Genomic DNA, 26,696 nt, shown 5'->3' on the forward strand with positions numbered 1-26,696 from the left:
AATCAACAATTCTTATTTATGAAGAAAGTACTTTCCCTACTCTTTATGATATGCTTTCTGCTTCCCGTTTCAGCCGAGAACGGCAGTCGCCTGTGGCTCCGATACTCCACAGACGGGAATGCAACCATATCCTGCAACAAGCAATCGCCCATGCTGGACATCGCCACCACCGAGTTGCGCAAAGCCTGGAAAGGCATGCCCGTTACATTAATCCTCCAGCGCAACAAAGAAACACGTGCTTTAGGTGAAGAAGGATATTGCCTCCTCACTTCAGATAACGGCCAAAAGATAACCATCACCTCCGCCGGAGAGCGCGGTCTGCTTTACGGAGCCTTCCACCTGCTGAGGCTGCAAGATACCGGTGCAGAAAACTTCTCTAAACTGAATATCAAAGAAAGTCCCACTTACGACCTGCGCATCCTCAACCACTGGGATAATCTGGACCGCAGCATTGAACGGGGTTATGCCGGACGGTCTTTATGGGACTGGGAAGCCCTGCCTTCCACCCTCTCCGACCGCTATGCGGACTATGCCCGCGCCAACGCTTCCATCGGCATCAACGGCACAGTCATCAACAACGTAAATGCCTCCTCACAAATCCTTTCCACCGAATATCTGGAGAAAGTAAAAGCACTGGCAGATGTATTCCGCCCGTACGGCATTCGCGTGTATCTCTCCATTAACTTCGCTTCCCCTATGCAATTAGGAGGTCTTTCCACCGCCGACCCGCTGGATAAAGAAGTCATCGCCTGGTGGAAGAACAAAACAAAAGAAATCTACCGCCTCATCCCCGACTTCGGCGGCTTCCTCGTGAAAGCCAATTCCGAAGGGCAACCCGGCCCGTGCGACTTTAACCGCACCCATGCCGAAGGTGCCAACATGCTGGCGGATGCCGTGAAACCTTACAAAGGCATTATCATGTGGCGTGCCTTCGTTTATAGCCCCAGCGATGCCGATCGCGCCAAACAGGCTTATCTGGAATTCCAGCCGCTGGACGGGCAATTCCGCAATAACGTCATCGTACAGATAAAGAACGGTCCGGTGGATTTCCAACCGCGCGAACCATACAGTCCCCTGTTCGGTGCCATGCCCAAGACCGCACAGATGGTCGAATTCCAGATTACACAAGAATATCTGGGCTTCTCCAATCATCTTGCCTATCTTGCTCCGATGTGGAAGGAATTTTTCGATTTCGTACAACCTTCTTCATTGAAAGCAATGGCAGGCGTTGCCAATATCGGAACAGATGCCAACTGGTGCGGACATCCCTTTGCACAGTCCAACTGGTATGCTTTCGGCCGCCTCGCCTGGAATCCTGAGCTATCTTCCGGAGCAATAGCGGAAGAATGGTTGAAACAGACATTCTTTGATGCGCACAACCCTCAGCACGCCCCCATTGCCCATGAAGTATGGCAAATGATGATGCAAAGCCGTGAAGCTGTAGTAGACTACATGATGCCCCTCGGCCTCCACCATCTTTTTGCCTGGGGACATCATTACGGTCCCGAGCCCTGGTGTGATATTCCCGGTGCACGCCCCGACTGGATGCCCTCTTATTATCACAAAGCTGATAAAGCTGGAATCGGCTTCGACCGCAGCCATACCGGAAGTAATGCCACCGCCCAGTATCCCGACTCGCTTTGCCATCTCTACGATGACATCAATACTTGTCCGGATGAATACCTGCTTTGGTTCCACCATGCTCCATGGAATCACACCATGCAAAGCGGACGTACACTCTGGGATGAACTCTGCTTCCGCTACGACAGAGGTGTGCAGCAAGTCAGAAGTTTTCAAAGAAAATGGGACCTAACAGAGAATTATATCGACATGGAACGTTTCAAAGACGTGCAGTCACGCCTGAAAATACAGGCGCGTGATGCCACATGGTGGAAAGATGCCTGCCTGCTCTACTTCATGGAATATTCAGGTATGCGGATTCCTTACGACATCGAACGCCCGATACATGAATTGGATGACTTGAAACAGGTGAAACTTCCGATTGACAACCACGAATGTCCTACAAGGGAGATGCTGAATGAAAGGAGATAATGAAACGGCAGAAAGTATCACGAAGCTTCTTCAAATCTTCCTGCTCGTAAACAAAATGGGTTGAATTTGAGAGATGAACGATTCGCAGGTATTCTGCCGGAATCGTTCTCTCAAAGCCCGCTTACACTCGATGCACTCACCAATTCTTTTTACAAATAACATCTACTCAAGAAATAGCCGTATACTGAACCTAATTCAGTCGTATAGTGAATAGGGTTCAGTATACAACTGAATACAGCACAACCAAAGCACATTGATAGTCAAACAGTTACAAAAGACTACGCAACCATTAATAAATTTCAACAAATCATCTAAATAATATTGCACCCATAACGGAGAGGATGAAATTAAACAGATTGTCGCACTATTCTTTAATAGCAATTACATCTTTTCGTATTTGCTCAACAGAAAAATCCTAGAATAAGTATATTAAAAGAATATTAGTTTTCTTTTTAAAAGAAAGTATAGCTGATATTAACTATATTTGTGGGCAGAAAATTAATAAGATATGAAAAATACAATATTATATCTAATCTGCTTATTCTTATTCAGCAACTTGTGTTATGCTCAAGAGGGCAGAATGTTTACTGTTGACAAAGAGCTGTCAAGCAGTATGATAAATAAAGTCTATCAAGACCAGGATGGAATTATCTGGATTGCAACGGAGGACGGCCTGAATCGATATGACGGAGCTAAATTTACCGTATATAAACACGATAAAAGGAATCCTAATTCTCTATTGAACAATTATGTTCGCGTGCTTTATGAAGATAGCCGGAAACGTCTTTTCGTCGGTAGCCTGAAGGGACTGCAGATCTATGATCGGGAAACCGATATGTTCACTACTATTCCTATGAAGTTTATCAATGGAGGCAAAGCAGAGGCTAATATATCTTCCATAATCGAACGTAAAAACGGAGAAATACTCGTCGGCACATCGGGACACAACCTGTTTTCATTAGAAACGCAAGGTGACAACATGGTAGTACAACAAATAGATAAGACCATCCCAAGTAGACTGATAACTTGTTTATATGAAGACAAGCAAGGATTCTTATGGGTAACAACAGGAGACAATGGCATATTCCGAATAGACAATAACAAGCAGCAAAAGCAATATTTAAGCGAAAAGGGAATAGCATGGAATACGATCTCAAGCATTTGCGAAGATAGATATGGGAATCTATATATGGGAAGTCTGCAAAAGGGATTATTTCAATATAACTACCAGACAGAGACATTTACTCCTATTGTATATAGTCCTGATTCTAACCTTCCTATCAAAATCTTATATCCAACAGATCAGGATGAAATCTATATTGGAACAGACGGAAATGGTATTAAAATTTACGATATTCAGAAAAAGAAAATGCAGGATAGCAACCTCAATGTCACTACCTTTAATCTGAATAAAGCTAAAGTTCACTCTATCCAAAAAGACAGATTAGGAAATCTCTGGCTGGGATTCTTCCAGAAAGGGGTCATGATTATTCCTGCAACAACCAATGAATTCAAATACATTGGCTTCAAATCAGCCGTTAACAACACAATCGGTTCAAGTTGTGTTATGTCTGTTTTTAAAGATCACATCGGAACTTTATGGGTAGGTACTGATAACGATGGAATCTATGGTATTTCTCCCGATGGCACACAGAATGTACATTTCACAACTTCAGAAAGTCCCCACTCTGTTCCTTCTACCATAATGAGTATCTACGAAGATTCCAATCATAACCTATGGATAGGTTCCTACTTGAATGGTATGGCGAAAATGGATACCAAAACAGGAAAATGTACCTATTTGAATCTTGTAGACGACCGATCAAATCTGGTACAAAGTGTCTATTGTTTTGCCGAGGATAACGACAAGAATCTATGGATAGGAACCATGGGGGCTGGCATTTTTTATATGGACATAAATACAGGCAAAATAAACCGATGCCACACGTATGAAACCATAGCAGAATGGGGAAAGCCGGAAATGCTACATAATTCATGGATCAATTGCCTGCTACACACCGCCGATGACAAATTATACATAGGCACTTATGATGGCCTAGCTTGTCTGGATATAAAAACAATGAATTTCAATAGCCCTCTTAAAACTAAAAGGATATTACCCGGTGATGTTGTCTATGCCCTATACCAAGATCAGAACGGCGGCATTTGGATCGGTACGTCCAGAGGGTTAAATTATTTGGATCCCAAAACAATGTCTACTCACGAATACACCATGGAAGATGGCTTACCCAGCAACCTTATTTGCTCCATCCAAGGTGATGATAACGGATATCTCTGGATTAGTACAGGCTACGGAATCAGCCGTTATAACACCAGGAATCCTAGTTTCATAAACTTTTATGCCAATGATGGATTGCAAGGCAATGAATTTAGCAAAGGGGTAGGTTTTACCGATCCGACAGGAGAAATCATATTCGGAGGAACCGGTGGTATCACCTACTTCAATCCACTGGTGATTACCAATCCCAATAAAAAACCGGAAATACGGATTACAGATTTTAATATTCATGAAAAGACCATCAAGAAAGGAATGAAATCCGGAAATTATGAGATTGTCAATACAGCAATTATGGATGCGGAGCTCTTTCAATTATCTCACAAAGACAATTCTTTCAGTATTGAGTTTTCTGCTATGGAATTTTATAGTCCGGAACGGATTACTTACATGTATTCCCTCAACAATTCAAATTGGGTCAGCCTGCAACAAGGCATAAATCGAGTTTCATTCAGTAACTTAGCCCCAGGCAACTATACGTTCCAAATAAAAGCCAAAGATTATAATTACTACTCCGATACAAAGGAAATAACAATTACCATTTTCCCAGCCTGGTATGCATCCGGCTGGGCTAAACTAATATATATAATCTTAGCACTGGGCATCATTTATATTATCATCATACAAGTGCGCCATCGCTATCGTGCCCGTCAGGAAATAATGGAGCATATACATGCGGAACAGATCAATGAAGCAAAGCTACAATTCTTTATCAACATTTCCCATGAAATCCGTACTCCGATGTCCCTCATCATAAGTCCGCTACAGAAATTGATAGCTATAGATAAGGATGGAGAACGGCAGAAGAACTATTACACTATCTACCGGAATGCAGAACGTATACTCCGGTTAGTAAACCAGTTGATGGACATCCGCAAAATCGACAAAGGACAGATGGCCTTGAAATTTCAGGAGATGGATATCGTAGGATTTATCCATGACTTGTATAACACATTTGAATACCAGGCAAAAACTAAACATATCACCCTGAATTTCCAACCGGAAATAGAAAAACTACAGGTTTGGATAGATCCGAAGAACTTCGATAAAGTAATTCTGAACATACTTTCCAATGCTTTCAAGTTTACACCAGAAAATGGTGAAATCAATATTTATCTACGCATGGGTGAAAGTCCGAAGGCTTCTAAAGCTCTGCAACATTATTTTGAAATTGTAGTGGCAGATAGCGGTATTGGCATCGATCCTGCAGAGATGGGACGGATTTTTGAACGCTTTTATCAGATTCGCAACAGCCACAACAACTCTAATATAGGTACCGGCATTGGCTTGCATCTGAGCCGCTCATTAATAGAATTGCATCATGGCACAATATTGGCTGAGAGTAACGAGGGAAAACCGGGTTCGCGCTTCATTATCCGCCTCCCTTTAGGCAAAGAACACTTAACAGCAGAAGAGATTGATGAGGCTTCTTCCAATAACTATAATCCCGTACATATCACTACAGCATTGCCTACACCCTCACCTACGGATGAAGAAGACGTAAAGGTACGTTCCAAAACCAAACGTCACGTTTTAGTCGTAGAGGATGATGAAGAAATACGCAAATATATATGCCGGGAACTGGCAAGCGATTTTCATATGCATGAATGCGCCAACGGTAAAGAGGCACTTTCTATGATTCTGAAGAAAGCACCGGACCTCATTATCAGTGACATTATGATGTCGGAAATGGATGGGTTGACCCTTTGCCGGAAAATAAAGCAGAATGTGACAGTGAACCATATACCTGTTATTCTATTGACAGCCAAGTCGAGAGAAGAAGATAAATTGGAAGGTTTGGAGACTGGCGCAGATGCATATCTCGTAAAGCCATTCAATATTGAAATATTGAGAAAGACCGTACTGAACCTTATCAAAAGCCGGGAAGTGCTACGCAACAGTTTCAGTGGTAACCAGATACGGGAAGATAAATTGCATAAGCTAAATGTACAGTCACCTGACGACAAGTTATTGAATAAGGTAATGAAAGTTATCAATGAAAACTTGAGTAATCCTGATTTGAATGTCGAGATGATAGCAACCGTAGTTGGTATCAGCCGTGTACATCTTCACCGAAAATTAAAGGAACTCACCAACCAGTCGACTCGTGACTTGATACGTAATGTAAGACTAAAGCAAGCGGCATCGTTGTTGGGTGATAAATACCATAGTATCACCGAAGTAGCAAGACTCACAGGCTTTACAAACATAGCCTATTTTTCTACGGCATTCAAAGAGTTGTACGGTGTATCTCCGACAAGCTATATGGAAAAGCGTTTAGACTCCACCCAGTCTGAAGAAGAACAGCAATAAAAAAAGATCGCCGTCTACAAGTATCTGACAATGATACTTTGTAGACGGCGTTCAATTAATATAAAGCTTTACTTTTATTACATTGCACGTTCCAAATAATAATCTTCTCCCGGCTGAGTAACAATATCATATTCATAAGTACGATAGAGAATCGGAGATTGAGGATTTATCTGTTTTGAAACGATTGGCTCTTTTATAACTGCCGGTGCATACAAAGGATTCGGACAAGCACCGTCAGCCATTTGCGCCCCTTTTCCTTTCAAAGGAACATAAGAACGGATGCGCAATACTCCACCCAGACGAGAATGTATCTTCGTCTTATTCAACTGAGCACCATCCCATTCCATATCCACCACAAAACCGCCACGGGCAACAAGTCCTTTCACACTTCCTTTCTTCCATGCTTCGGGCAATGCGGGCAACAATTGTACCGCCCCGTCATGGCTTTGCAACAACATCTCTGCCACTCCTGCCGTATAACCGAAGTTACCATCAATCTGAAAAGGCGGATGGGCATCAAACAAATTAGGATAAGTACGCCCCTCGGGGTATTCTTTCTGCACTTTGTCATTAGGCAAAAGATGAAGCATATTCTGTATGATCTTATAAGCGTGATTGCCATCCAGCATACGTGCCCAGAAATTAATCTTCCAACCTATACTCCAACCGGTAGCCATGTCTCCACGCTGTATCAAAGTATTGCGGGCCGCCTGGAATAGCTCAGGATTCGTAGTCGGAGAAATCTGATTACCGGGATATAAACCATATAAGTGCGAAATATGCCGATGGTCATCCAACGGATTATCAGCATCAATCAGCCACTCTTGCAATTGGTTATGTTTGCCAATCTGCATTGGCGGCAACTTGTCCAACATGGTCTGCAAAGAATCTTCATACTGTTTATCACCATCCAGAATACGGCTTGCCTGGAGTGTACTGTAAAGAGCATCAAAAGCAATCTGATTATCCATTGTGCAACCTGCCGTAATCGTTGTTTGTGAACCCCGGTAACCATGTTCCGGAGACATGGAAGGCACCGTAACCATCCACTTATATTTCGGATGTTCCACTAAATGACTTAAATAAAAATCAGCAGTTCCTTTCAGTACCGGATAATATTTCTTCAGAAACTCCTTGTCGCCGGTAAACAGATAGTGCTGCCACAGATGTTGTGCCAGCCAGGCACCTCCATTAGGCCACATGCCGAAGTATGCAGCATCCACCGGTCCGCAGGCACGCCATATATCCGTATTATGATGTGCCACCCAACCTTTAGCATCATAAAGAACTTTAGCAGTCTCGCTACCTGCAACCGCCAGATCGGCCACCATGTCAAAGAGAGGTTCATGCGTCTCACTCAGGTTGGTAACTTCAGCAGGCCAATAATTCATCTCCGCATTGATATTAATCGTATATTTACTATCCCAGGGAGCATATGGACTGTGATTCCAGATCCCCTGAAGATTAGCAGGCTGACCACCGGGTTGCGAAGAAGAAATCAACAAATAACGACCATATTGGAACATCAAAGCCGCCATCGCCATATCATTCCCTTCCATAAAACGTTGCACACGGACAGGTGTTTCCAAAGCAGAAACTTTAGTGCTTTCCAAAGTCAGGGCCACACGGTCATATTGTTTACGGTAAGAAGCGATATGACTCTTCAGAGCCTGTTCGTAAGGAATACGGGTGGCTTTCTGTAAATAAGTAGCCGCACGCTTTGACTCGTTCGCACTGACATCATGGTAATTCACAAAATTGGTAGCTGCCGATATGTACAAAGTAGCCTCGGTAGCCCCATTCACGGCAAGTGAGCTTTCTTCCTTACTCACTTTACCATCTGTTTTCACCTGCACCTGACATTCGGCACGCATAGCAGCAGGGACTCCTTCATGTTCAGCTCCCTGACAGGAGATAATCAGTTTGCCACCCTTTACTTGTACATTCGATTTCAGCGGACTGTTGTATGATATGGCGAAATTCAAAGCCTTTGCCTTATCCGCCTGAATACGGACAATAATCACATCATCACTCAAAGAGGCAAACGCCGTACGGACAAACTTCACTCCATCCACTTCATAACGGATGGTAGCAGTAGCATTCTCCAAATTCAGGTCCCGGTAATATTCAGAAGGATTCTCATGTCCGGGGAAATTCAGGAAAAGACTCCCCATCGTCAAGTAGCGCATGCCATGCTGAGGTGTCATATAATTCTCATCAATGAGTTTCTGTGCCTCCAGAGTTTTGCCTTCAAAAATAAGACGGCGTATTTCAGGCAATACCTGCAATCCTCTGGGATTGTTATTATTGTAAGGTCCGCCGGCCCAGAAAGTCTCTTCATTGAGTTGCAGTTCTTCACGGGCAGTTCCACCAAATACCATAGCTCCCAAACGGGAATTGCCCAGTGGCAGAGCTTCCAGCCAGTCTTGTGCCGGACGACCATACCACAACTTCATATTCTGGGCAGATGTCCAATCTCCATATCCCAAAATAGAAAGCATCTTAGCAGCATAGCGTGCTCCCATCATCCAGTATCCTTCGGCTGTAAAATGAAGCTTATCGAATGCAGCCGGACAACCGGCAGAGGATATGACGTGTGCAGTAGGAATTACCTGTGGCAAACTGTCGATGATTGTATTCATGCTGGCACAAATTCCATTCTGATCTGCATGTACCACCTCACCCGCCAGTAAAGGCACATTAGCAGCAGATAATCCCAAATCTTTCAGAAGATTATCATACACTCCCTTTACTTTTAAGGGCCAGTCTTTATCATTTGTATTCGACTCTCCCTGATGTAACAGAATACCTTTAATCACTCCGTCTTTTTGAGCAAGCTTTGCCAGCTCAACCAAACGCGCATAAGGATTGCCGCCATATTCTTTTACCATATTCTTCAACCAGTCCGGAGAAGTTTCTACGTACGACTGATAGTTATCCTTGTCAAACAATTCTATCCTGCAACCACCTACGGCAACATTGATAATACCTACCCGCACATTGGATGGCAGGTTAGCCACCATAGCCCGTCCAAAATAATCTCCCGGGGTCAGGCCTGTATAGCAACGTGCCAAAGGAGGAACCGCCTTATACCAATTCCCTTTGGTCCTCCCCAAATTAGGACAATCGACAGCCGCTAATACCTGAAAACGGCTGTCAATAGCCACTGTGTCCTGTTCTTCCACCTTTGCATTTCCCTCCATGTTCGATTGCCCCAAACACAGATAGATATGAAAATTCGCATCTTGTGCAAATGTCGTCATGCCTAAAAGAAGTAAGCATGTAAATACAAATGTTCTCATAATCTGTCTATTATTTATTTTTCTATATACATACTCATTCTTTACCAAATATTCGGGTTACGAAAGGCAAACACTGATAAAGAGCCGAGTGCCAATATTCCCAGTCATGCCCTCCATCACGCACCCTGAACTGGCAGGGTATGCCAGTATTACGCATAGCTTGATAAAACTCTATATTACGATCAAGCAGGAAATCATCATCCCCACAATCTACAAACCAAGCAACACTACGTAAATCAGCCTTACGATTCTCGTCAGCCTCCATCACATATTTCACACAGCTATTTTCAATAACACTACGGGTAAGTATCGCTATTTTCGAATTTGGGTCATCAGCAGACACTGCTCCCTGTTCAGGAATAGACATCAGAGCGCTCATCGCATAAACTGCACAGAACATATCACTATGGCGCTGACCATAATTAGTAGCTCCGCCACCTCCCATCGACAAACCGGCAATGGCACGATGCTGCTTATCACCTATCACCCGGTATTTCTTCTCTATATGAGGTAAGAATTCCGTATAAAAAAAAGTCTCATATTTCCAACCCGGCATATCAAAATATCCGTTCCACTCCATATGGATATTGCCACCGGCATTCGGAGTAACAATGATCATCTCACACGCCTCGCCACTGGCCACAAGCCTATCCATGACATCTTTTACATGACCACGTTCGGTCCAAACCGGATTTGTCTCCCACATTCCATGCAAAAGATAGAGAACAGGATATTTTTTCTCTTTATTCTGTTCAAAGCTTTTGGGTAGAAAAACAGTATAGGCCCGTTTGGCATTCAACACTTTACTAAAAAGAGTATCCGTAACTACTTTACTCTGAAAATTCCAAGGGGCATTTTGTGCATAACCAGCCAGTGTACACATTACTACAACTAACCATACAATTATCTTCTTCATTATATTTTAAATTATTTATGTGCATCTGCAAAAATAAGGCATGAATCTGATCACAGCTTTATAATTTCAGATATTTCAATATCAATATTAGATAATACTCAATTTGCCAAAGCAATATTGGCTATTATAATCGGTTTGCCACCCATAGACCAGAAACCTACAATATAGAGATGTGAAGAATCAATCTTCACCCCATCCTCATCAATCATCCGATTCAACTCGACAACTACTTTACGCGACGAACCGAAATTATAGGTGGCAGGTTTTGTCCAATAGCTGGTTTTATCAAACAAACGGAACGAAACACTGCTCTCACTATCATTACCCAGTTCTACAGTCAGTGTTTTATATCCTGACAAATCAAGCCCGTCAGCATATTGCCAACCGCCAAACCCATACTGTCCCGTCACCAAAGTACGGGTAGCCTCATCAAAAGTGCCATTTTCCCAAATAGAAGGATTAAATACATCTGCTGTTAGCGAGAAAGGAGAAATTACTGTAACCTTCAGTGATAACTGTTTACTGACTCCGGTAGCGGATTGATAAGTAACAGTTATCGTAGCTTCGCCCGGTGCCACAGCCACCAGTTTACCAGCGCGTTCCACTTTCAGCACAGCTGTGTTCGAACTATTGATATCCGCTTCCGCAGTCACCATCCGTGATGTTTCGTCCGAATAGGTTGCTTTTACTTTGAGATAATTTGTACCTCCCATTTGCAGACGAAGTTCACCTTCCTGTCCCACCAGTTCCAGTTTTTCCAACTCTCCGTTCACTACCATACCTTCAGCATACTCCTTGAACCAATGATACATTGCCCATGGACAAGCTTCAGGATCGTTGAGAAAAGTATAGTTGCCCGGTTCACCCGGTACATCCTTAAACGCCGCCAGTTCATGAGACCTCGTGGTGAAAAACAGCCAAGAGACGTTGCCCGAGTTATCAGCTATGTACTTGAAGTTGGCACCAAAACCTTCGCCCCCTGCCGTACCTGTAACACTTTTACCCCAAGTAGCATCATATTTCTTCGGTGCCCAGTCTATCTCCGTCACCATGATAGGGGCAAAAGCTGCTACAGGTCCTACCTGCGCATCCCATCCACGCTGAAAGGCTTCATATCCTCCTCCAGTAGATGAACCGATTCCTTCACCACTATCCTGTTCCGCATCACTACCATACCAACCCGGATAGCAATGAACAGCAAAACCAATATTTTCACCTTCAATACGGTGAGTGGCATAACCTGCATAGGAAGACTGATATGCCAGTCCGGGTACCCAGATAATATTATTGCAATGACTTCGTATTTTATCGACAATCGCTTGGAAATAGATTTTCGTGTTAGCGAAACAAGCGTCGCCCGTACTTCCATAACCCCCATCCGTTCCTTTTATATTGACCGGCTCATTAGCCAATTCAAACATAATTCCGGAATTGTTTTTCAACTTTGCATGTTGTGATACAATATCCCAGACTTTCAACAGAAACTGTTGATAAGTATCTCCCACTTCTATTCCCTGATATTTATCCGCAGGTTCCCGATTAGGGCACACGCCAGGCGGGCGCATCACTACATACATCCCTTTAGAAATGAAATATTCCGCCATTGGCACAAATAATTCATCCAGATATTTCCGGAAACGTGCTTCCGAGAAACGTTCATGCCCTTCATAGCGCACATATGGCATGGAAGTATCATCACTCCAATAAGGATCCAAATGCAAACGGACAAAATTAAATTTCCAACCCGCAGTCAATATTCCGTCTACCATGCGCTTATTATAATTCAGGCAGGCCTGCACATCATAGTTGGACCACGCACCATTATTGAAATAAGGACTGTAAGTCTGCGTAAAGCCGTGCAAATTTACAATCTCTCCTTTCGTATTCTTAAGATAACGCCCCACTACACTTAAAAGAGGCAACGAGTTATTATCATCCCCTGGTTCAGGTTCAGGCTCAACGGGTCCCACCGGTTCTTCCGGCGGCGCTACTTCTTGTATTGGATCATCAGAACAAGACGTCAGTAACAGTATAAAACCCAGGAAGAAAAGTTCTTTTATTATTCTTTTCATGTTCATCTAAATATATTATCCGCCATTATCCTATTCTTTCTTCAATAATCTGATATAAAAGACTCCACCGGCTATATTTCCCGGTTTACTACGGAAAGTTACAGTAACAGACTTCTTGCCATTAATCATTGTTGCCGGAATAGGATATTCCACATTTACCAGTTCTTTACGTTTCCATTTACCAACCAGATTCTCGGTTACCAACAACTCGTCGTCAATTAAAATATCAAAAGTGCGGTTTCTGGTTTCATCCCCCCAATAACGAACCATCAGCGACAAATCGCTCTCATCTCCCGTCATCATGTTATACTGGAAATAGCCACCATTACGGGCATCACGCCAAGTTTCACCCTCAAAAGTTCCAGTAGTTGAATTTTCATATTTCATCAAATGGTCCACTTCCGGTTGTTGTTCTGCCGTAGCAACCGCGTCAACAGTCCGTTTATCCAGTAATAATTTAAGTTGTTCTTTCTCTTGTTCTGCTTTCTGGAACTCCGCATATTTTTCATGAGTCATTGCAAGCCAATACATTATGTAGCGACTATCATGAATACGAAAGAAAGGTTCAAGAACCAGATCTTTATATTTCTCAGTAAACAATCCGGGCACAGTATAGCAGAAAGCTTTTCCGGCTACCGGTTTCATATTATCAAGTTTCGACTGTATTTCTTCCCGACTGCCGATAATAAAAGGAGTATCAAAAGCAGAAACTAACGGTCCATGCGCAATATGTGCCCAACGACCATCATCCGCAATTAGCCCATCCAAGTGGTCTGTTCCCATCCGTGCTCCCAACAAAATAGGACCACGCATGATAGAGATATACTCAGAGACATTCGGCAACGCTTCAATATGAACTTTCATAGGAGTAGTGATGTCAACAACATCACCATTCTTCCATGTTCTTTCTATCACAATATAGGAAGAAGGAGAAGAACCGGAGGCATAATCCTTACCCTTACACAATACCTTCATATCATTCCCATCAGCCCACCACGGATGGCGAACCAATAATTTAAACTTAGTCGGTTTCTTAACCCGAATAGTCAAACGGCTGCTTTCTTCGTCAGGGAAGCGGGTTTCCTGTATCAGAGTAATTCCTTTCTCCTTCCAGTTAAGTTCCGAGGCTACAAAAAGGTTAACGAACAACGAATCATGAGCATGGGTATAAATGAATTCACCATACTTACCATGATTTTCCATACCCGTTCCCACACAACACCACATAGCGCTATTGGGAGCAGAATAGACCCGGTAATGCGCAGGACGCGCAGAAGTAAAATAGACATAACCTCCATGCTCCGGATGCTGGGTAGAAAGGATATGATTATACATTGCCCGTTCGTAAAAATCAGCATAACGGGCTTCCGGGTGCATGCGGAACAAGCCTTCGGTAAGTTTCAACATATTATTCGTGTTGCATGACTCAGGTCCTTCACGGTCCTCCACATAACTTTTGCAATCATCCGCTGCTGCAAAATGCTCACGACGACTGTTACCGCCTAAAGAAAGAGAACGGTTATAAACCACCGTATTCCAGAAGTATTCAGTAGCAACCTCATATTTCTTATCATGTCCCAGTTCGGCAATCCGCTGATAACCTACCACTTTAGGGACTTGCGTATTGGCATGTTTATTATCAAGATTATCGACCTGTGCCGCCATGCTGTCAAGCAGCCACTTATGAGAAAAACGCTTGGCTGTATTCAGATACTTCATGTCACCTGTCATCTGGTATGCATCAGCATATACTTCGTCCATACCACCAAATTCATTAGCCAACATTTGCTCCATCTGCTCATCATTCAAAGGAGCAATAATCGTCATCCCCCAATCACAAAGTTCAAGAAACATCATCCGTGCCTCTTCATTGCCACCGTATATCCAGGCATCACGCAACCCTGCATAAATTTTGTGCAGATTATACCAGGGTACCCAGTATTTCCATACTATTCCGACATTTCCTTTTTTAATCTCATTCCAGACTTTCATTCCATCAGGAACACCGCCTACATATCCGTCAGCATGCTTTTGCTGGCAACGTTTCAGTTCAGAAATCATGTACTCCATACGTTTCTTACAGTCCACATTACCCGTAGCTGCATAATGGATAGCTAATGCAGACAGATAATGTCCGCCTACATGACCGTCAAGGCCTTCCCAATTCGGAAAACTTTCACCCTTAGGCTGTAGTCCGGCCTCTTTCAGAAAAGGAGCTAATAAACGATCAACATCATATTGCAGCAGTATCTGCACATTCAAATCGCACGCATGCTTAAAGGGGCCCTCCAGCAATTTCACCTGCCCTAATGGAAAAGTATTCGTATACAATTTGTCCTGAGCAAGCGTACTTGCAAGAAATGAAACAAGGCAAAACAACACTGATAAAGCTCTTTTTCTATTCATAGTATTTCTTTGAGTAATTAATATATTGTAAAACAATTCTTTCATTTGTGCTCCTGCGCACTCTTCACAGAGGATGCAGGAAGATTTTATAAAATGCACAATTATATCAGGTTCTCGGAAAGAAGAGAACCGATATATCTCTGATATTATTTCTTTTCTATCAATTCTTTCACAAAAGGCTTCGGTTGATAATTACGATCGAAAAGTAACGGATAATCGCGGCGACCTCTCACCGGAAAATCATTCTTCCAGGAATCACCATCAATTACTCCCCATGCCGTTACGCGGGTAATAACATCCGAATGCTTCATGAACAAGTTTAAGAAATCAGTCATTCTTGCGTTCCACTCCTCAGAGACATTATCCGGCAGAGCTTCCGGATACGGATTCAACATTTTCCGATAAGCTACAGTATCAGAAATGTTTGCACTCCGCTTTGCTGTTGGCAATGCACTCATATCCCACTCGGTAATCATCACTTTAGCACCTGTTGAGGCAAAAGCAAGAATACTTTCTTCAAACTCTTTCATATCCGGATAATCCATTCCCATATGTCCCTGCATACCGATGGCATCTACCCGCAGACCTTTTTCCTTCATATCTTTCACTATCTTCACTACTGTATTGCGGCGGCCTTCTACATTCATGCCATAATCATTGTAATAAAGTTCAGCATCCGGGTCTGCTTCATGGGCATATTGAAATGCCAGAGGGATAAATTCTTCACCTAAGATTTCATAGAATTTCGTCTTGCGATAAGAGCCATCTTCTATAATAGCTTCATTCACAACATCCCATCCCTTAACACGTCCTTTATACCGCCCAACAACCGTATAAATATGGTCTTTCATCCGTTGCTTCAATACTTCCGGTGATACATTCTTCCCTTCGGAATCTGTACAAAACCATCGTGGTAGTTGAGAATGCCACATCAGGCAGTGTCCGATAATAAACATATCATTGTCTTCTCCAAACTTTACGAACTCGTCTGCCTGAGAGAAATTGTATCGATTTTCTTCCGGGTGAATAACCGCACTCTTCATGCAGTTTTCAGCTACAACAGAATTAAAATGTTTTTTTATCAATTGTACCGACTTCGCATCACGTCCTGATGATTGCGCCGTGTTAATGGCAACACCAATGTGGAACTTATCACCCACTACTTTTTTCAGAGAAGGTTCATCGCTCCTTACAGGATTACCTCCCCAGGAATTTAAAGCAAATCCCATTAATAATACAAACAAAATATTCTTGTTTTTCATATTATTTTCTATTTTATCTTTAACTATAATTTCAGCTATCTTTCCGGTTTCAAATGTAACAGATAGAAATAAAACAAGCTGTATTTTCATGCTACATAGTTATTCACTGATGTTACATCTTTAATGTCTATGTTACAATTTCTTGCAGAAACATTCCATCGTCCTTTCTGTCACTTGCATATACTAACAGAAAAGATAAATTAACGCCCATACAAGGATTTCCTGTATGGGCGTTAATTATAGAGAACTCTTATTTACCGGACAAGCCTTCTGCAAATCCTGCATAGACATGCTTGCGGTTATAATTAGCATCCCACAGACCTACCGGTTCACCACCGCGCCAACTGGAACTATTGGGACTATCGGTAGCACACCATTGGGTAATACCATACTGCTGGGCAGCAGGAATTATTTCAAAGAACTTCTTCACGATGAAATTATAGTATTCGGACATCGCCTTATGCTGAACTTCAGTCATATTCTCTGTCTTCACACTATTACCGTTCTCATCTATGTAGCCCATATCGAGCTCGGAAATCTTCACCAGCTTACCGCTCTTAGCCATGATTTCGAACATCTTCACAATATGATCTTCCTTGCTCTTCTGTATAGCAGCATTGGCATAGCAACTCACATGCATCTGCGTACCAATACCGTCAATCTTCGTCACGCCGTCAGCTTCCCACTTCTTAATCCAATGTACCAAACTCTTGACCTTTTTGTTGTCATCCCAGTCTGATTCCAGATTATAGTCGTTGACGAAGAGTTTCAAAGGATTGATTCCATCATTCTCAGCATAGTACTTACGGGCAGCAGCCACAGTAATACGCACATAATCCACGCTACCTAAATAGTCTTGCCAGTAGAAATTATTCTTGGCATCCTCTGCGCTAGCACTAGCAGATGACTGTAAAGGATAGAAACCTTCCCCGTCATCACCACCACCGGAAATAGCTTCGTTCACTACATCCCATGCAGTTACATAACCCGTAGTAGCTTTCATCATACCCTCTACCCAGTTATTCATGGCCCAGGTTAGGGTGTCTTTCTTTTCTTCGGGAGTAAGAGGAATCGAATTCATCTTCACAACCTTACAAATCCTAACCGACTTAAGATCAAGTGTTGCGTCACAAGTCTGTGGTTTAAGAATGACATCATAATTGCCACCCGCAACATTAGGAAGATTCAATCTTACCATCTGACTACCCGCCTTAATAGGCACAGAAACCGTAATACTTTGAGCATCCCCTCCCCAGCCATTCTGCATGGTCAATTGTACACCATCACCATCCTTAGAAGACTTCAGATCGAGATACATGACATAATTTCCTTCTTCAAGTGAATTTTCACCACCAGGAAGAATAAAGAATTGTGACCAATCACCTGTAGGCACAAAATGTATACAGCCATCTATAACAGGAGGTTCACAACCCATTACATAGAATGGAAATGGACCATCCTGACAAGTCCGCATCACTTTCTCTTGTTCAACCTCTACAGCAGGACTTTCAGAGTGAGTAATCTTAACATACTTAATTTGAATAGTTCCGGCAAAAAGACCTGATTGAGTCATCACGTGACCACCATCAGCCACAGCTTTAAAAGCAAACTCATACTCTTTCCACTCAGTGTCGAAATCAAATCCCCCTTCGGCTCTACCTGACCAAGGACCTACACCGACTGAAAGTCGACCTTTACCAGAACCCTTAATCATCATTTTCAACTTATACTCCTTACCTACAAGGGTAGGAAGACCGTCAGCTGTATGATACTGAACAAGGTAATTCTGTTCAGCGGGAGTAGGATTTATAACTTCAAGACAACCCTCAGAAGTATTCACATCAATAGTTACACCTTCCGGCGCTTGCTTCCAGAAAGTATATGGATCTTTAGAGTAATCTACTACATAATCTTCAACATCAATTTTTTCATCAGGATCTCCATCCATCTCCTTATCTTTCAGCAACGAATTCAAATACTTATTATTCTGCTGCGCATGCCAAGCCAATGTGTGTCCATAAATAGTAATTCCTCCGGCTTTGGCCGCAGAAACGAAGTTTTCTACGGTTCCAAAATTCATTGTACCATCGTCAGATACACACGAAGCATACTTCATGGCATTACCTGCCGTCATTTCATGGAAATTAGAGTTAGCCAGGCGTGTCACCTGACCACCTGCAATATAATCGCTTGCAGCCAGTGCGATTCCCAACTTAAAGTCGGGATTGGCACTACTGTTTATATAAGTTTTCAATGCATCATACTGATTGAGATACTCCATACCTGCAATAGAGGCAGGCTTCTCAACATCAAACAACAACTTGGTATCGTCCACACAAGAGGTGGCAACAACAGCCGCAGCCGTTAAAAGCATTGTTCCTAATATATTTTTTATATGTTTCATATAAATACTTTTTTAATAAGAAATCCTATCATTATTTCTTCACGGGAGTGAACCATTCAGCCTTCACGCCACGGTAGTGCACCACTAAAGTGTCTTTGGTGACACAATGAATGCCGGCATAGTCCATGGTATAATCCAGATAGAGCACATCACGGTCTTTATTGCCCCAGCTTTTCTTGTCACCTTTGGCTACGAACTTGCCGCTACCAGTAGCCGCTACGCCTTCGGAGTTGGAAGTAATGGTACAGTTACCACTCTCATCGAAAGCGAGCAACAATTTACTGTCAATGATCTCTCCGGCTGCGTTACGGGTGGGACGAACCCACTGCACCTTATTCAGACCTACAGTACTGAATCCGTCAATAGTTTCATCCTTCTCCACATTGGCAGCATGGCGAACCTCCGTACCGGTCTTGCCACCGCTATAAGTATCAACGCCCCGACGCAGGTAGTGCGAATCGTACTTGCTGATATACTTCACAGCATAGAGAATATAGTCTTTAGGCTGTATCTCCCAGTTATCCTTGTTCATACGATGGGGAGTATCAACTGAAGGCTTTCCCTCCAAGATAGAGTCGGCATTCTGCACACCGGTCATCACTACAGGGATAACATAGTTCAACCCGGTGGACTTAGGATCATTAAAGAATGCGTCCGTCAGGTTCACAGTAACGCCACCCAATACTTGGCCTTTTTTGATGACAATCTTCTCAGAACTCAATGTGTAATGTGAAGAAGGCAGAGGCTCTACATCACCTTCAGAACTTCCAAAAGCGTAGCCATCGCACAACGAGTTGTCTACCCGGATGCCGATTTCCACGTCTTTCTTATTCTCGTATACACCGCCTATGGTAGCCATAATCTGGCACTTATGCTCTTTGTCCAATGAGTTATCCACCGATTCATCCTCGCCCAGTGTAATGGTGCGGATGGGACTTTGATAGGCAAAGTAAACCGCAGAATATTTGTAGTCGGGGAAGTCCCAGTCGTTGTTCTCACATGCTGTGAACAAAGCTCCCGCCATAGCGGCTATTATCAGGAATGATTTTTTCATTGCTATTTTCATTTATTCAGTTTATATAAATTCGTTTACACGCAGACTGTCACTTACCATCCTTTATTCTGGATGAGAGCATCAAACTTCAACATTTCACTATAAGGCACAGGACCGTAGTACATGTAATCCTTATAGTCGCGTTTCTCTACGTCTACCACTTCATGGTTAGTTCCCGTAATCTTCATACCCTTCACGGTTTCATTCAGCTTGCTGAGATCCACCTTCCAGCGACGTAAATCCCAGAAACGGAAACCTTCGAAGCAGAGTTCCAGACGACGTTCGTTGCGGATGAGTTCACGCATTTTGTCTTTGTCGCCTTTTATCGACTCCAGATAAGGATCGCCACCATTCTCACCGATACCGGCACGTTGACGGATAGCCTTAATCACATCATAGGCTGAGTAACTGTTGGCTCCTTTACCTTGCGGTCCCCAAGCCTCATTGGCAGCTTCAGCATACCCTAGGAAAATTTCAGTATAACGAATCCAAGGTTTGATGTGATAGCCATTAGTGGTGTTGCTTGGATTAGCATTCACGTTCATATCCAAGAATTTACGTAAGTAGTAACCGGTACGTGTAGAAGCTCCGTCGAACTTATTCATGGCATCGTTATTGGTGCCATCTGCGGCAGTAGTGATAACACTGCTTGATGCACCAGCCTTGCAACCATTATAAATGATGTACAGGGCCAAGCGGGGATCACGATTAGCATATGGATTCTGAGCATCATACCCACTTCGAGAGTCGCTGATAGGATAACCGGTCAACGAAGGAAATGCATCTACCAAGTTCTGAGAAGGATTGACACGCCCCTTGCCGAAAAGAGAAGGAGGATATTGATCCTTTTCAAGATCGGCACTCTCGTTCTTGTTGCTACGCCACAAAAATTCGGGGCGGTTGTAGCCTGCCACCAGGTTCTTGATGCCATTGGCATCTTCGTACCACTTGTTACCTGTAGGATCGATGTTAGCTATAGGATTACCACCAAGATTAGCCAGTATCTCAGCCATACTGTTAGCAGCCTGTTCCCAAGTAACTCCAGAGCCTTCGCTATAGGCAGGGCTGGCTGCAAGCAGGGCAGCCTGGGCACGGATGGCGCGAGCCACGCGGGCACTCATACGATTCTTGGCATGGTCTCCAAACACACGGTTGTACTGACTGAGGTCGGCACCCATCTGAGTATATTTGGAGGGTACATCGCCTGCACCATTCACATCACCATACTCTTCGGGAAGCATCTCAATAGCTTTCTCCACATCCCTGTTCAGTTGATCCAAACACTCACGGAATGTGTTACGCGGCTTATTAAAGTCTGAATTGATATCCTCCGATTCTGTCAGGATGGGGATACCCAGCAATTGCCCATCAGCACTCCATCCGGCACAGCTCATCAACAGATGATACATGTAGAGGGCACGCATACCATAAGCATCGCCTTGGAAACGTACTTTGAAAAGGTCGGAAGCTACCTTATCTCTAGCCCACTCCACATTCTCAGAAATTTCCAGAAACTGATTAAGGTATTGCCACGACGCACGCAAATATTGCCAATTGTCCATGGCATTGTTATCAGCACGCCAGGAACCAGTTGCCATCTTCAGATAAGAATTTCCTATATCATTGGATACGGCATCGTCGGTAGCTACGTCAGTAAACTTCCAAGAGTTGGCATTTTCACCTAGCGGATTACTAATATAGGCATGTCCCAACAAACCGACAGCCCACGAAGGCATGTTTTCCAAGTCTGCCGCATCTTTGTGGTTCTCTATTGTCGGCTCAAACAAATCGTCGCAAGCGGAGAATGCCACCAATAATGCCGCTGATAAGATGATATTTTTTAGTTTCATAACTTCTTATTTTTTCAATCTTCATTATTAAATTTATCATTTTCTCAGAAAGTGCCCTTAAAACCAAGTTGGTAGAAGCGCGTCTGAGGTGCGCTGCCTACGTTCAGTTCCAAAGCTTTGCGCTCTTTCGCAATGGTGAGCAGGTTGTTTGCGTTGGCAAAGAAACTCAAACCCTTGATGAAAGTTCCTCTCAACACTTTCTCAGGCATCTTGTAAGTAAGCTGAATCTGAGTAAGGTTGAAGCGGTCGTTCTTATACATCCAGAAGTCGGAAGTACGGAAGTTGTTGGCACCGTCGGTTGTGGTCAGTCGCGGATAAGTGGCCGTAGCTGCCGTCTCGGGAGTCCAACGGTTGCGCACCACTTCAGAGTATTTACCATCACCCTTTACCCAGTAGTATGAGTTATCTTTCATACCGTAGCCACCCAGATAGAGGTTACCCATGGCATAAAGGGTAAAGTTGCGCCATTTAACAGTAAGATTAATACCGCTCATGAAGGGAGAATCCCAACGCCCCAGAAATACGCGGTCATTGTCATCAATCTTACCGTCGTTATTTTGGTCTTTATAACGGATATCTCCAGGTTTCACATCTCCAAATGTCTGTGTAGGAGCAGCATCGATTTCAGCCTGGGTCTGGAAAAAACCTTCGTTCTGCAAGCCCCAGTGCCCGTTCAAAGCACGACCTACAGCCGACAGATAGTCGAACTCTATATTCTCATCCCGCTTCTCGGCAGTGCTCTTGTAGTACATACCACTTACACCAAGAGTAAGATCCACTTCACCCACCTTCTTGTTGGCATATACACTGAAATCAACCCCTGTACGCTTATCCACATTGAAGTTCACATAAGGAATGATAGATGATGACGGATAGCCAATCTGCGTGAAATAGTTGGGATACAACGAATTGGTACGAGCCAATCCACCATCCATTTTGCTGGTGAAGAAATTGACATCGAAACTAATTAACCTGTTCCACATAGAACCACGCAAACCTGCGGTAAACTCTTTACGCTTCACGTAGCTCATGTCGAGGTTGTCACCACGCTGGAACTCTGTGGCAGACAAACCACCGTTGTCCCCCCAACTGTACCAACCGCCCGATTGTATCACTGCCTTATAGAGGAAGTAACCGTCTTCGTTATCGGAAGCGGTAATATCGAGATCCTGATTGATAATACCTGCCGAAGCTGTCACCATTAGGTCATCAAAAATAGAATTTTCCATAAACGACTCTTTGGCGAGGTTCCAGCCCAAAGTAACTGTAGGCGAAAAAGCTGCGCGTTTACCTTCGGGCAACTTAGTCGAATAAGGCATTGCAGCACTGAAGTCAGCATAATATTTGTGCTGGTAGTTATACGATGCCTGGAAACCTAAATTAGCATTGGTAGTGCGATGATAGCGTCCACTCTGTTGTGTCTGCCAAGCATTGGCCAAAACCATGGCAAAAAGATTATGGTCGGCATTGATAGTGCGCTGATAATCGAACTGACCGGACACATTATAGGTGTATCGATAAGCTGAATTGCTGATATTCTCATTGCCACTCTTCTCATCCTTTCCATACTGCGTAATACTTGCAATAGCATCTTTTCCATTGTAATTGGTCCACACAGGTGAAAAAGTGGCATAACTGCTGCTATAACCCTGATTATAGGTAGAAGCGTAGTCTATACCATATTTGGCACGGAAGTAAAGACCTTTGAGTAACGGGGACAGATTGATGTCAAAGCGTGTATTAAACTGGAACTGACGGCTCACAAACTTGTTGTCGCCAGCTGCATATGCGTCGGCCACCGGATTAGTAGGATTCTGCTGCGTACCGCCAAAGAAGTATTTGCCATCTTTGATATAACTACTATTAAGTACGGTATTCAATGAGTTCTGGTCAGTCCCTTCGATATAACTCAGAGGGATGAACGGAGACACCAAGTACGGGCGTAACGTGGCGGCTTGCCCCCACCAGTCTACATTGGCTGCATAAGAATCATAGAAAGTGACATTGGCATCAGCCTGTGCCGTGATAAGTTTATGTAACTGCATATCTACATTTCCGCGTACAAAGAAACGGCTGACATAATTATCCTCCGTGTTGCCTACTTTAAGGAGGGATGACTCACGATAGTAACCTGTAGAGGTGTAATATTTCACCTTCTCGCTACCGCCTGAGATTTCGGCTACCGCTTCAGAGCGGTTGTATGCTTTCTTCAAATAATCAGAAGAATACATATCGAAGTTGGGATAGCGATAGGGATTCAGGCCGGATGCATGATTATAAATAGCCCCCTGCGAGTAGTTTGCAGCCAGACCATCGTTCGCACGAGCCTCGTTGTAGAGGGTCATGTACTCTGCCGAACCCAAATATTTGGGATAAGACTTGGGAGTATAGAAACCGGTATTGGCATGAACATTTATTCGGAGATCACCCACTTCACCACGTTTGGTAGTGATGGAAAGAACACCTTTGGCGGCACGCGGACCATAGAGTACTACAGCCGAAGCTCCCTTTAAGAGGGTAATCTGATCTATCTCGTGAGGGAGCACATTGTTTGCATCACGCACCATCCCGTCTACTATAACGAGGTATTCGCTGTTTCCCCAGATGTTACCGTTGAAACCACCCACCACATTGTCAACAAGGCTCAAACTATTGTTTGTATATGCTTTTTCTGACATTTCCTTCATATCAATGACCGATACTCCGCCCAACAGGTCGCTTCGATCTATGGAACGGAATGCCACTTGTACCTTTTGGAGCGTATCAGTTTGGGCAGCTTCCACCAAGTCAACCAGCGTCTCTTGAGCGGCAACATGTGTGTGAGCGAAAGCCAACGCCGCACAAAATACAAGTCCTTTATATATATGTTTCATCTTATTATAGTTTTTACGTTAATAAAACCATTACCAACCGGGATTTTGGTAGAACTCCGGATACATCGTCACATCGTCTGTCTTGAACGGCAGCCAATAGTGCTTACCCGAGAGTTTACGCTGTGTCACAATCTCTTCACGGAAGTTGATAACCTTGCGTTCTTTAGCATCAGCTTCGGGGTCAAATGCCTCTGCACGGTCAAACTTCTGCACAGTCTTAATATTATAAGGATACTCAGTCAGTAATTTCCAGCGGCGCAGGTCGTTGAAGCGATGTCCTTCATAAGCCAACTCAACAGCACGTTCACGGCGAACCTCACCCATGAATTTTTCCAAATCACCGGTGTAGCTACTGGCCACATCAGCCACCCCCGCACGTCTGCGGATAACGTTGACTGCTTCCACGGCATTCTTCGTAAAAGTAGAAGATTTACCCGTGGGTGAACCATAACCTTGTGCAGCAGCTTCGGCATACAGTAAATATACTTCTGCCAAGCGCAACCATGCTAAGTGAAAGTGAGTGGCCTTACCATATCCATAGTCACTATCATCCCTATTGGCACCCAACGGAATGAACTTATAGTTGAAATAACCCGTGCGGCTGCTCTTGCGAGGGTCATCGCAGCAGTTACCGCCGTCGTAGAGGTTGGCATACTGATATATTTTACGTTCTTCCGACGGAGCCTTAATCATCTTCACACCATCATAAATAAAATTGTTATAGAAGCGCGGGTCGCGATCTTTCCAAGGTTGAGACTTACTGAAACCGGAATTGGAATCATCAAGAGGCAGGCCATTCGCCATACCAAAATAGTTCACATAATTGGCAGCCGGACAGAGAATGATACCGTCTCCCTCGCAAATGGCTGCAAGTTGATAGGAGTTCATCTGACGCCAATAAGAGTCGGCACCATAAGTAGGACTACGCATAATGGCTTCCGTACCACCTGGCATCAGCCAGTTCTGCTCTTTAGTGTAAAACAGGGAGCTGTACTTATCGAAGTCCACCAAAGCATATTGAGTTTGACCACCCTCGACCATAGCAAGCACCTTGCCTAAGACATCAGCTGCACGCTTGCAGTAGTCTGCATTGTACGAACGATTACTGTTTTCACCACCATTCTCCATCAAGGGGCTACCTGCATAAAGCAGACACTTACCTAAGTAAGAAAGTGCCCAAATCTTATTGGGACGGAAAGCATTGTTACCTTTAGTACGGCTACCTGTAGTGGTGTTATCCCAATCAACCGGAAGTAAATCAGCAGCACGTTGGAAGTCAGCTGCCATCTTCTCGGCATTCTCCTGATAGCTTTCGCGCGGCAAGTTGAACTGTGCATCGGGAGCAAGCACACTCTCCATATAGGGTAAACCACCCCAATAGGAAGTAAGCTGGAAGTAAAACCAGGCACGGAAGAAATAGAGCTGGCCTTCGAGGAAGTTACGTTCTTCTTGTGTAGCATCTTTCAACAGGCCATTCTGCAGGGCCTCGAGGCCAACATTGACCTGACGGATAGCATACCAGCCACCGCCCCACAAAGACTTAGCGAAACGGTCGCCTTCTACTGTCCAACTTCTATCCAGGAAACAGTCACCCTTGCCGATATAGCTGCGATAGTTTCCACCATCGATGGCATACCCCATCAGGTACTCACCGTTTCCGGTAGTAATAACCTCGTCATCACCCCAGTTGAAAGAACTTACCCAGTTGTGCTTGGCTACATCGGGGATAACATTGTACATTACTTCGACAAATCCCTGGAAGTTATTGAAGTTCTTAAACGCATCTTCTTCAGAAAGTACAGAATCAGAGTCTCTGTCCAAATAGTCGGTACATGAAGTAAATATGAAACCGGCAGAAAAGAGTGCGAAAAGTATATGAATAATCTTATTTTTCAT

The 26,696-nt window shown here is 43.7% G+C and carries 12 protein-coding genes; 2 read left to right on the plus strand and 10 right to left on the minus strand.

Annotated features, from left to right (window positions below; genetic code table 11):
- The first annotated feature begins 18 nt into the window (after positions 1-18).
- Together HMPREF9447_RS07135 and HMPREF9447_RS07140 are read left to right on the plus strand one after the other, a co-directional pair.
- Complete coding sequence (locus HMPREF9447_RS07135) at positions 19-2,052, plus strand: alpha-glucuronidase family glycosyl hydrolase (protein WP_044137542.1); 2,034 nt, start codon at positions 19-21, stop codon at positions 2,050-2,052.
- Between the two features lie 508 nt (positions 2,053-2,560).
- Entirely contained in the window at positions 2,561-6,661 is a 4,101-nt protein-coding gene (locus HMPREF9447_RS07140) for a hybrid sensor histidine kinase/response regulator transcription factor (RefSeq protein WP_009129031.1), read from the plus strand.
- A gap of 77 nt (positions 6,662-6,738) precedes the next feature.
- On the opposite strand, the gene HMPREF9447_RS07145 is transcribed toward HMPREF9447_RS07140, so the two are convergent.
- From HMPREF9447_RS07145 to HMPREF9447_RS07190, 10 genes are all read right to left on the minus strand, one after another.
- Complete coding sequence (locus HMPREF9447_RS07145; RefSeq protein ID WP_009129032.1) at positions 6,739-9,963, minus strand: glycosyl hydrolase family 95 catalytic domain-containing protein; 3,225 nt, start codon at positions 9,961-9,963, stop codon at positions 6,739-6,741.
- 34 nt (positions 9,964-9,997) lie between these two features.
- Positions 9,998-10,879, minus strand: a complete 882-nt coding sequence (locus HMPREF9447_RS07150) for an alpha/beta hydrolase (RefSeq protein ID WP_009129033.1) — start codon at positions 10,877-10,879, stop codon at positions 9,998-10,000.
- A gap of 98 nt (positions 10,880-10,977) precedes the next feature.
- Positions 10,978-12,951 (minus strand): cellulase family glycosylhydrolase, encoded by a 1,974-nt coding sequence (locus HMPREF9447_RS07155; protein WP_009129034.1) that lies wholly within the window; start codon positions 12,949-12,951, stop codon positions 10,978-10,980.
- Between the two features lie 30 nt (positions 12,952-12,981).
- Positions 12,982-15,357, minus strand: coding sequence for a glycoside hydrolase family 127 protein (locus HMPREF9447_RS07160; protein WP_009129035.1), 2,376 nt, complete (start codon positions 15,355-15,357; stop codon positions 12,982-12,984).
- A 146-nt stretch (positions 15,358-15,503) separates the two neighbouring features.
- Positions 15,504-16,619, minus strand: coding sequence for an endo-1,4-beta-xylanase (locus HMPREF9447_RS07165; RefSeq protein ID WP_081589766.1), 1,116 nt, complete (start codon positions 16,617-16,619; stop codon positions 15,504-15,506).
- 250 nt (positions 16,620-16,869) lie between these two features.
- A complete protein-coding gene (locus HMPREF9447_RS07170) occupies positions 16,870-19,023 on the minus strand; it encodes an endo-1,4-beta-xylanase (protein ID WP_009129037.1) in 2,154 nt (717 codons plus the stop codon).
- A 31-nt stretch (positions 19,024-19,054) separates the two neighbouring features.
- Positions 19,055-20,077 carry a DUF5627 domain-containing protein gene (locus tag HMPREF9447_RS07175; RefSeq protein WP_009129038.1) on the minus strand — a complete coding sequence of 341 codons (1,023 nt, stop codon included), beginning with the start codon at positions 20,075-20,077 and terminating at the stop codon, positions 19,055-19,057.
- A 53-nt stretch (positions 20,078-20,130) separates the two neighbouring features.
- The gene (locus HMPREF9447_RS07180) at positions 20,131-21,927 is read right to left on the minus strand and encodes a RagB/SusD family nutrient uptake outer membrane protein (RefSeq protein ID WP_009129039.1); all 1,797 of its coding nucleotides are present in this window, start codon (positions 21,925-21,927) and stop codon (positions 20,131-20,133) included.
- A gap of 44 nt (positions 21,928-21,971) precedes the next feature.
- Complete coding sequence (locus HMPREF9447_RS07185; RefSeq protein ID WP_009129040.1) at positions 21,972-24,800, minus strand: SusC/RagA family TonB-linked outer membrane protein; 2,829 nt, start codon at positions 24,798-24,800, stop codon at positions 21,972-21,974.
- 30 nt (positions 24,801-24,830) lie between these two features.
- Positions 24,831-26,696: a RagB/SusD family nutrient uptake outer membrane protein gene (locus HMPREF9447_RS07190; RefSeq protein ID WP_009129041.1), complete on the minus strand. Its 1,866-nt coding sequence runs from the start codon at positions 26,694-26,696 to the stop codon at positions 24,831-24,833.

The organism is Bacteroides oleiciplenus YIT 12058 (assembly GCF_000315485.1).
Classification (GTDB): Bacteria; Bacteroidota; Bacteroidia; order Bacteroidales; family Bacteroidaceae; genus Bacteroides; species Bacteroides oleiciplenus.

Excerpts from the sequence above, each read along its gene's own strand:
- HMPREF9447_RS07135 (WP_044137542.1), top strand. The coding sequence starts at position 19 with ATGAAGAAAGTACTTTCCCTACTCTTTATGATATGCTTTCTGCTTCCC.
- HMPREF9447_RS07160 (WP_009129035.1), bottom strand. The coding sequence starts at position 15,357 with ATGAATAGAAAAAGAGCTTTATCAGTGTTGTTTTGCCTTGTTTCATTT.
- HMPREF9447_RS07155 (WP_009129034.1), bottom strand. The coding sequence starts at position 12,951 with ATGAAAAGAATAATAAAAGAACTTTTCTTCCTGGGTTTTATACTGTTA.
- HMPREF9447_RS07180 (WP_009129039.1), bottom strand. The coding sequence starts at position 21,927 with ATGAAACTAAAAAATATCATCTTATCAGCGGCATTATTGGTGGCATTC.
- HMPREF9447_RS07145 (WP_009129032.1), bottom strand. The coding sequence starts at position 9,963 with ATGAGAACATTTGTATTTACATGCTTACTTCTTTTAGGCATGACGACA.
- HMPREF9447_RS07190 (WP_009129041.1), bottom strand. The coding sequence starts at position 26,696 with ATGAAAAATAAGATTATTCATATACTTTTCGCACTCTTTTCTGCCGGT.
- HMPREF9447_RS07175 (WP_009129038.1), bottom strand. The coding sequence starts at position 20,077 with ATGAAAAAATCATTCCTGATAATAGCCGCTATGGCGGGAGCTTTGTTC.
- HMPREF9447_RS07150 (WP_009129033.1), bottom strand. The coding sequence starts at position 10,879 with ATGAAGAAGATAATTGTATGGTTAGTTGTAGTAATGTGTACACTGGCT.
- HMPREF9447_RS07165 (WP_081589766.1), bottom strand. The coding sequence starts at position 16,619 with ATGAAAAACAAGAATATTTTGTTTGTATTATTAATGGGATTTGCTTTA.
- HMPREF9447_RS07170 (WP_009129037.1), bottom strand. The coding sequence starts at position 19,023 with ATGAAACATATAAAAAATATATTAGGAACAATGCTTTTAACGGCTGCG.
- HMPREF9447_RS07185 (WP_009129040.1), bottom strand. The coding sequence starts at position 24,800 with ATGAAACATATATATAAAGGACTTGTATTTTGTGCGGCGTTGGCTTTC.
- HMPREF9447_RS07140 (WP_009129031.1), top strand. The coding sequence starts at position 2,561 with ATGAAAAATACAATATTATATCTAATCTGCTTATTCTTATTCAGCAAC.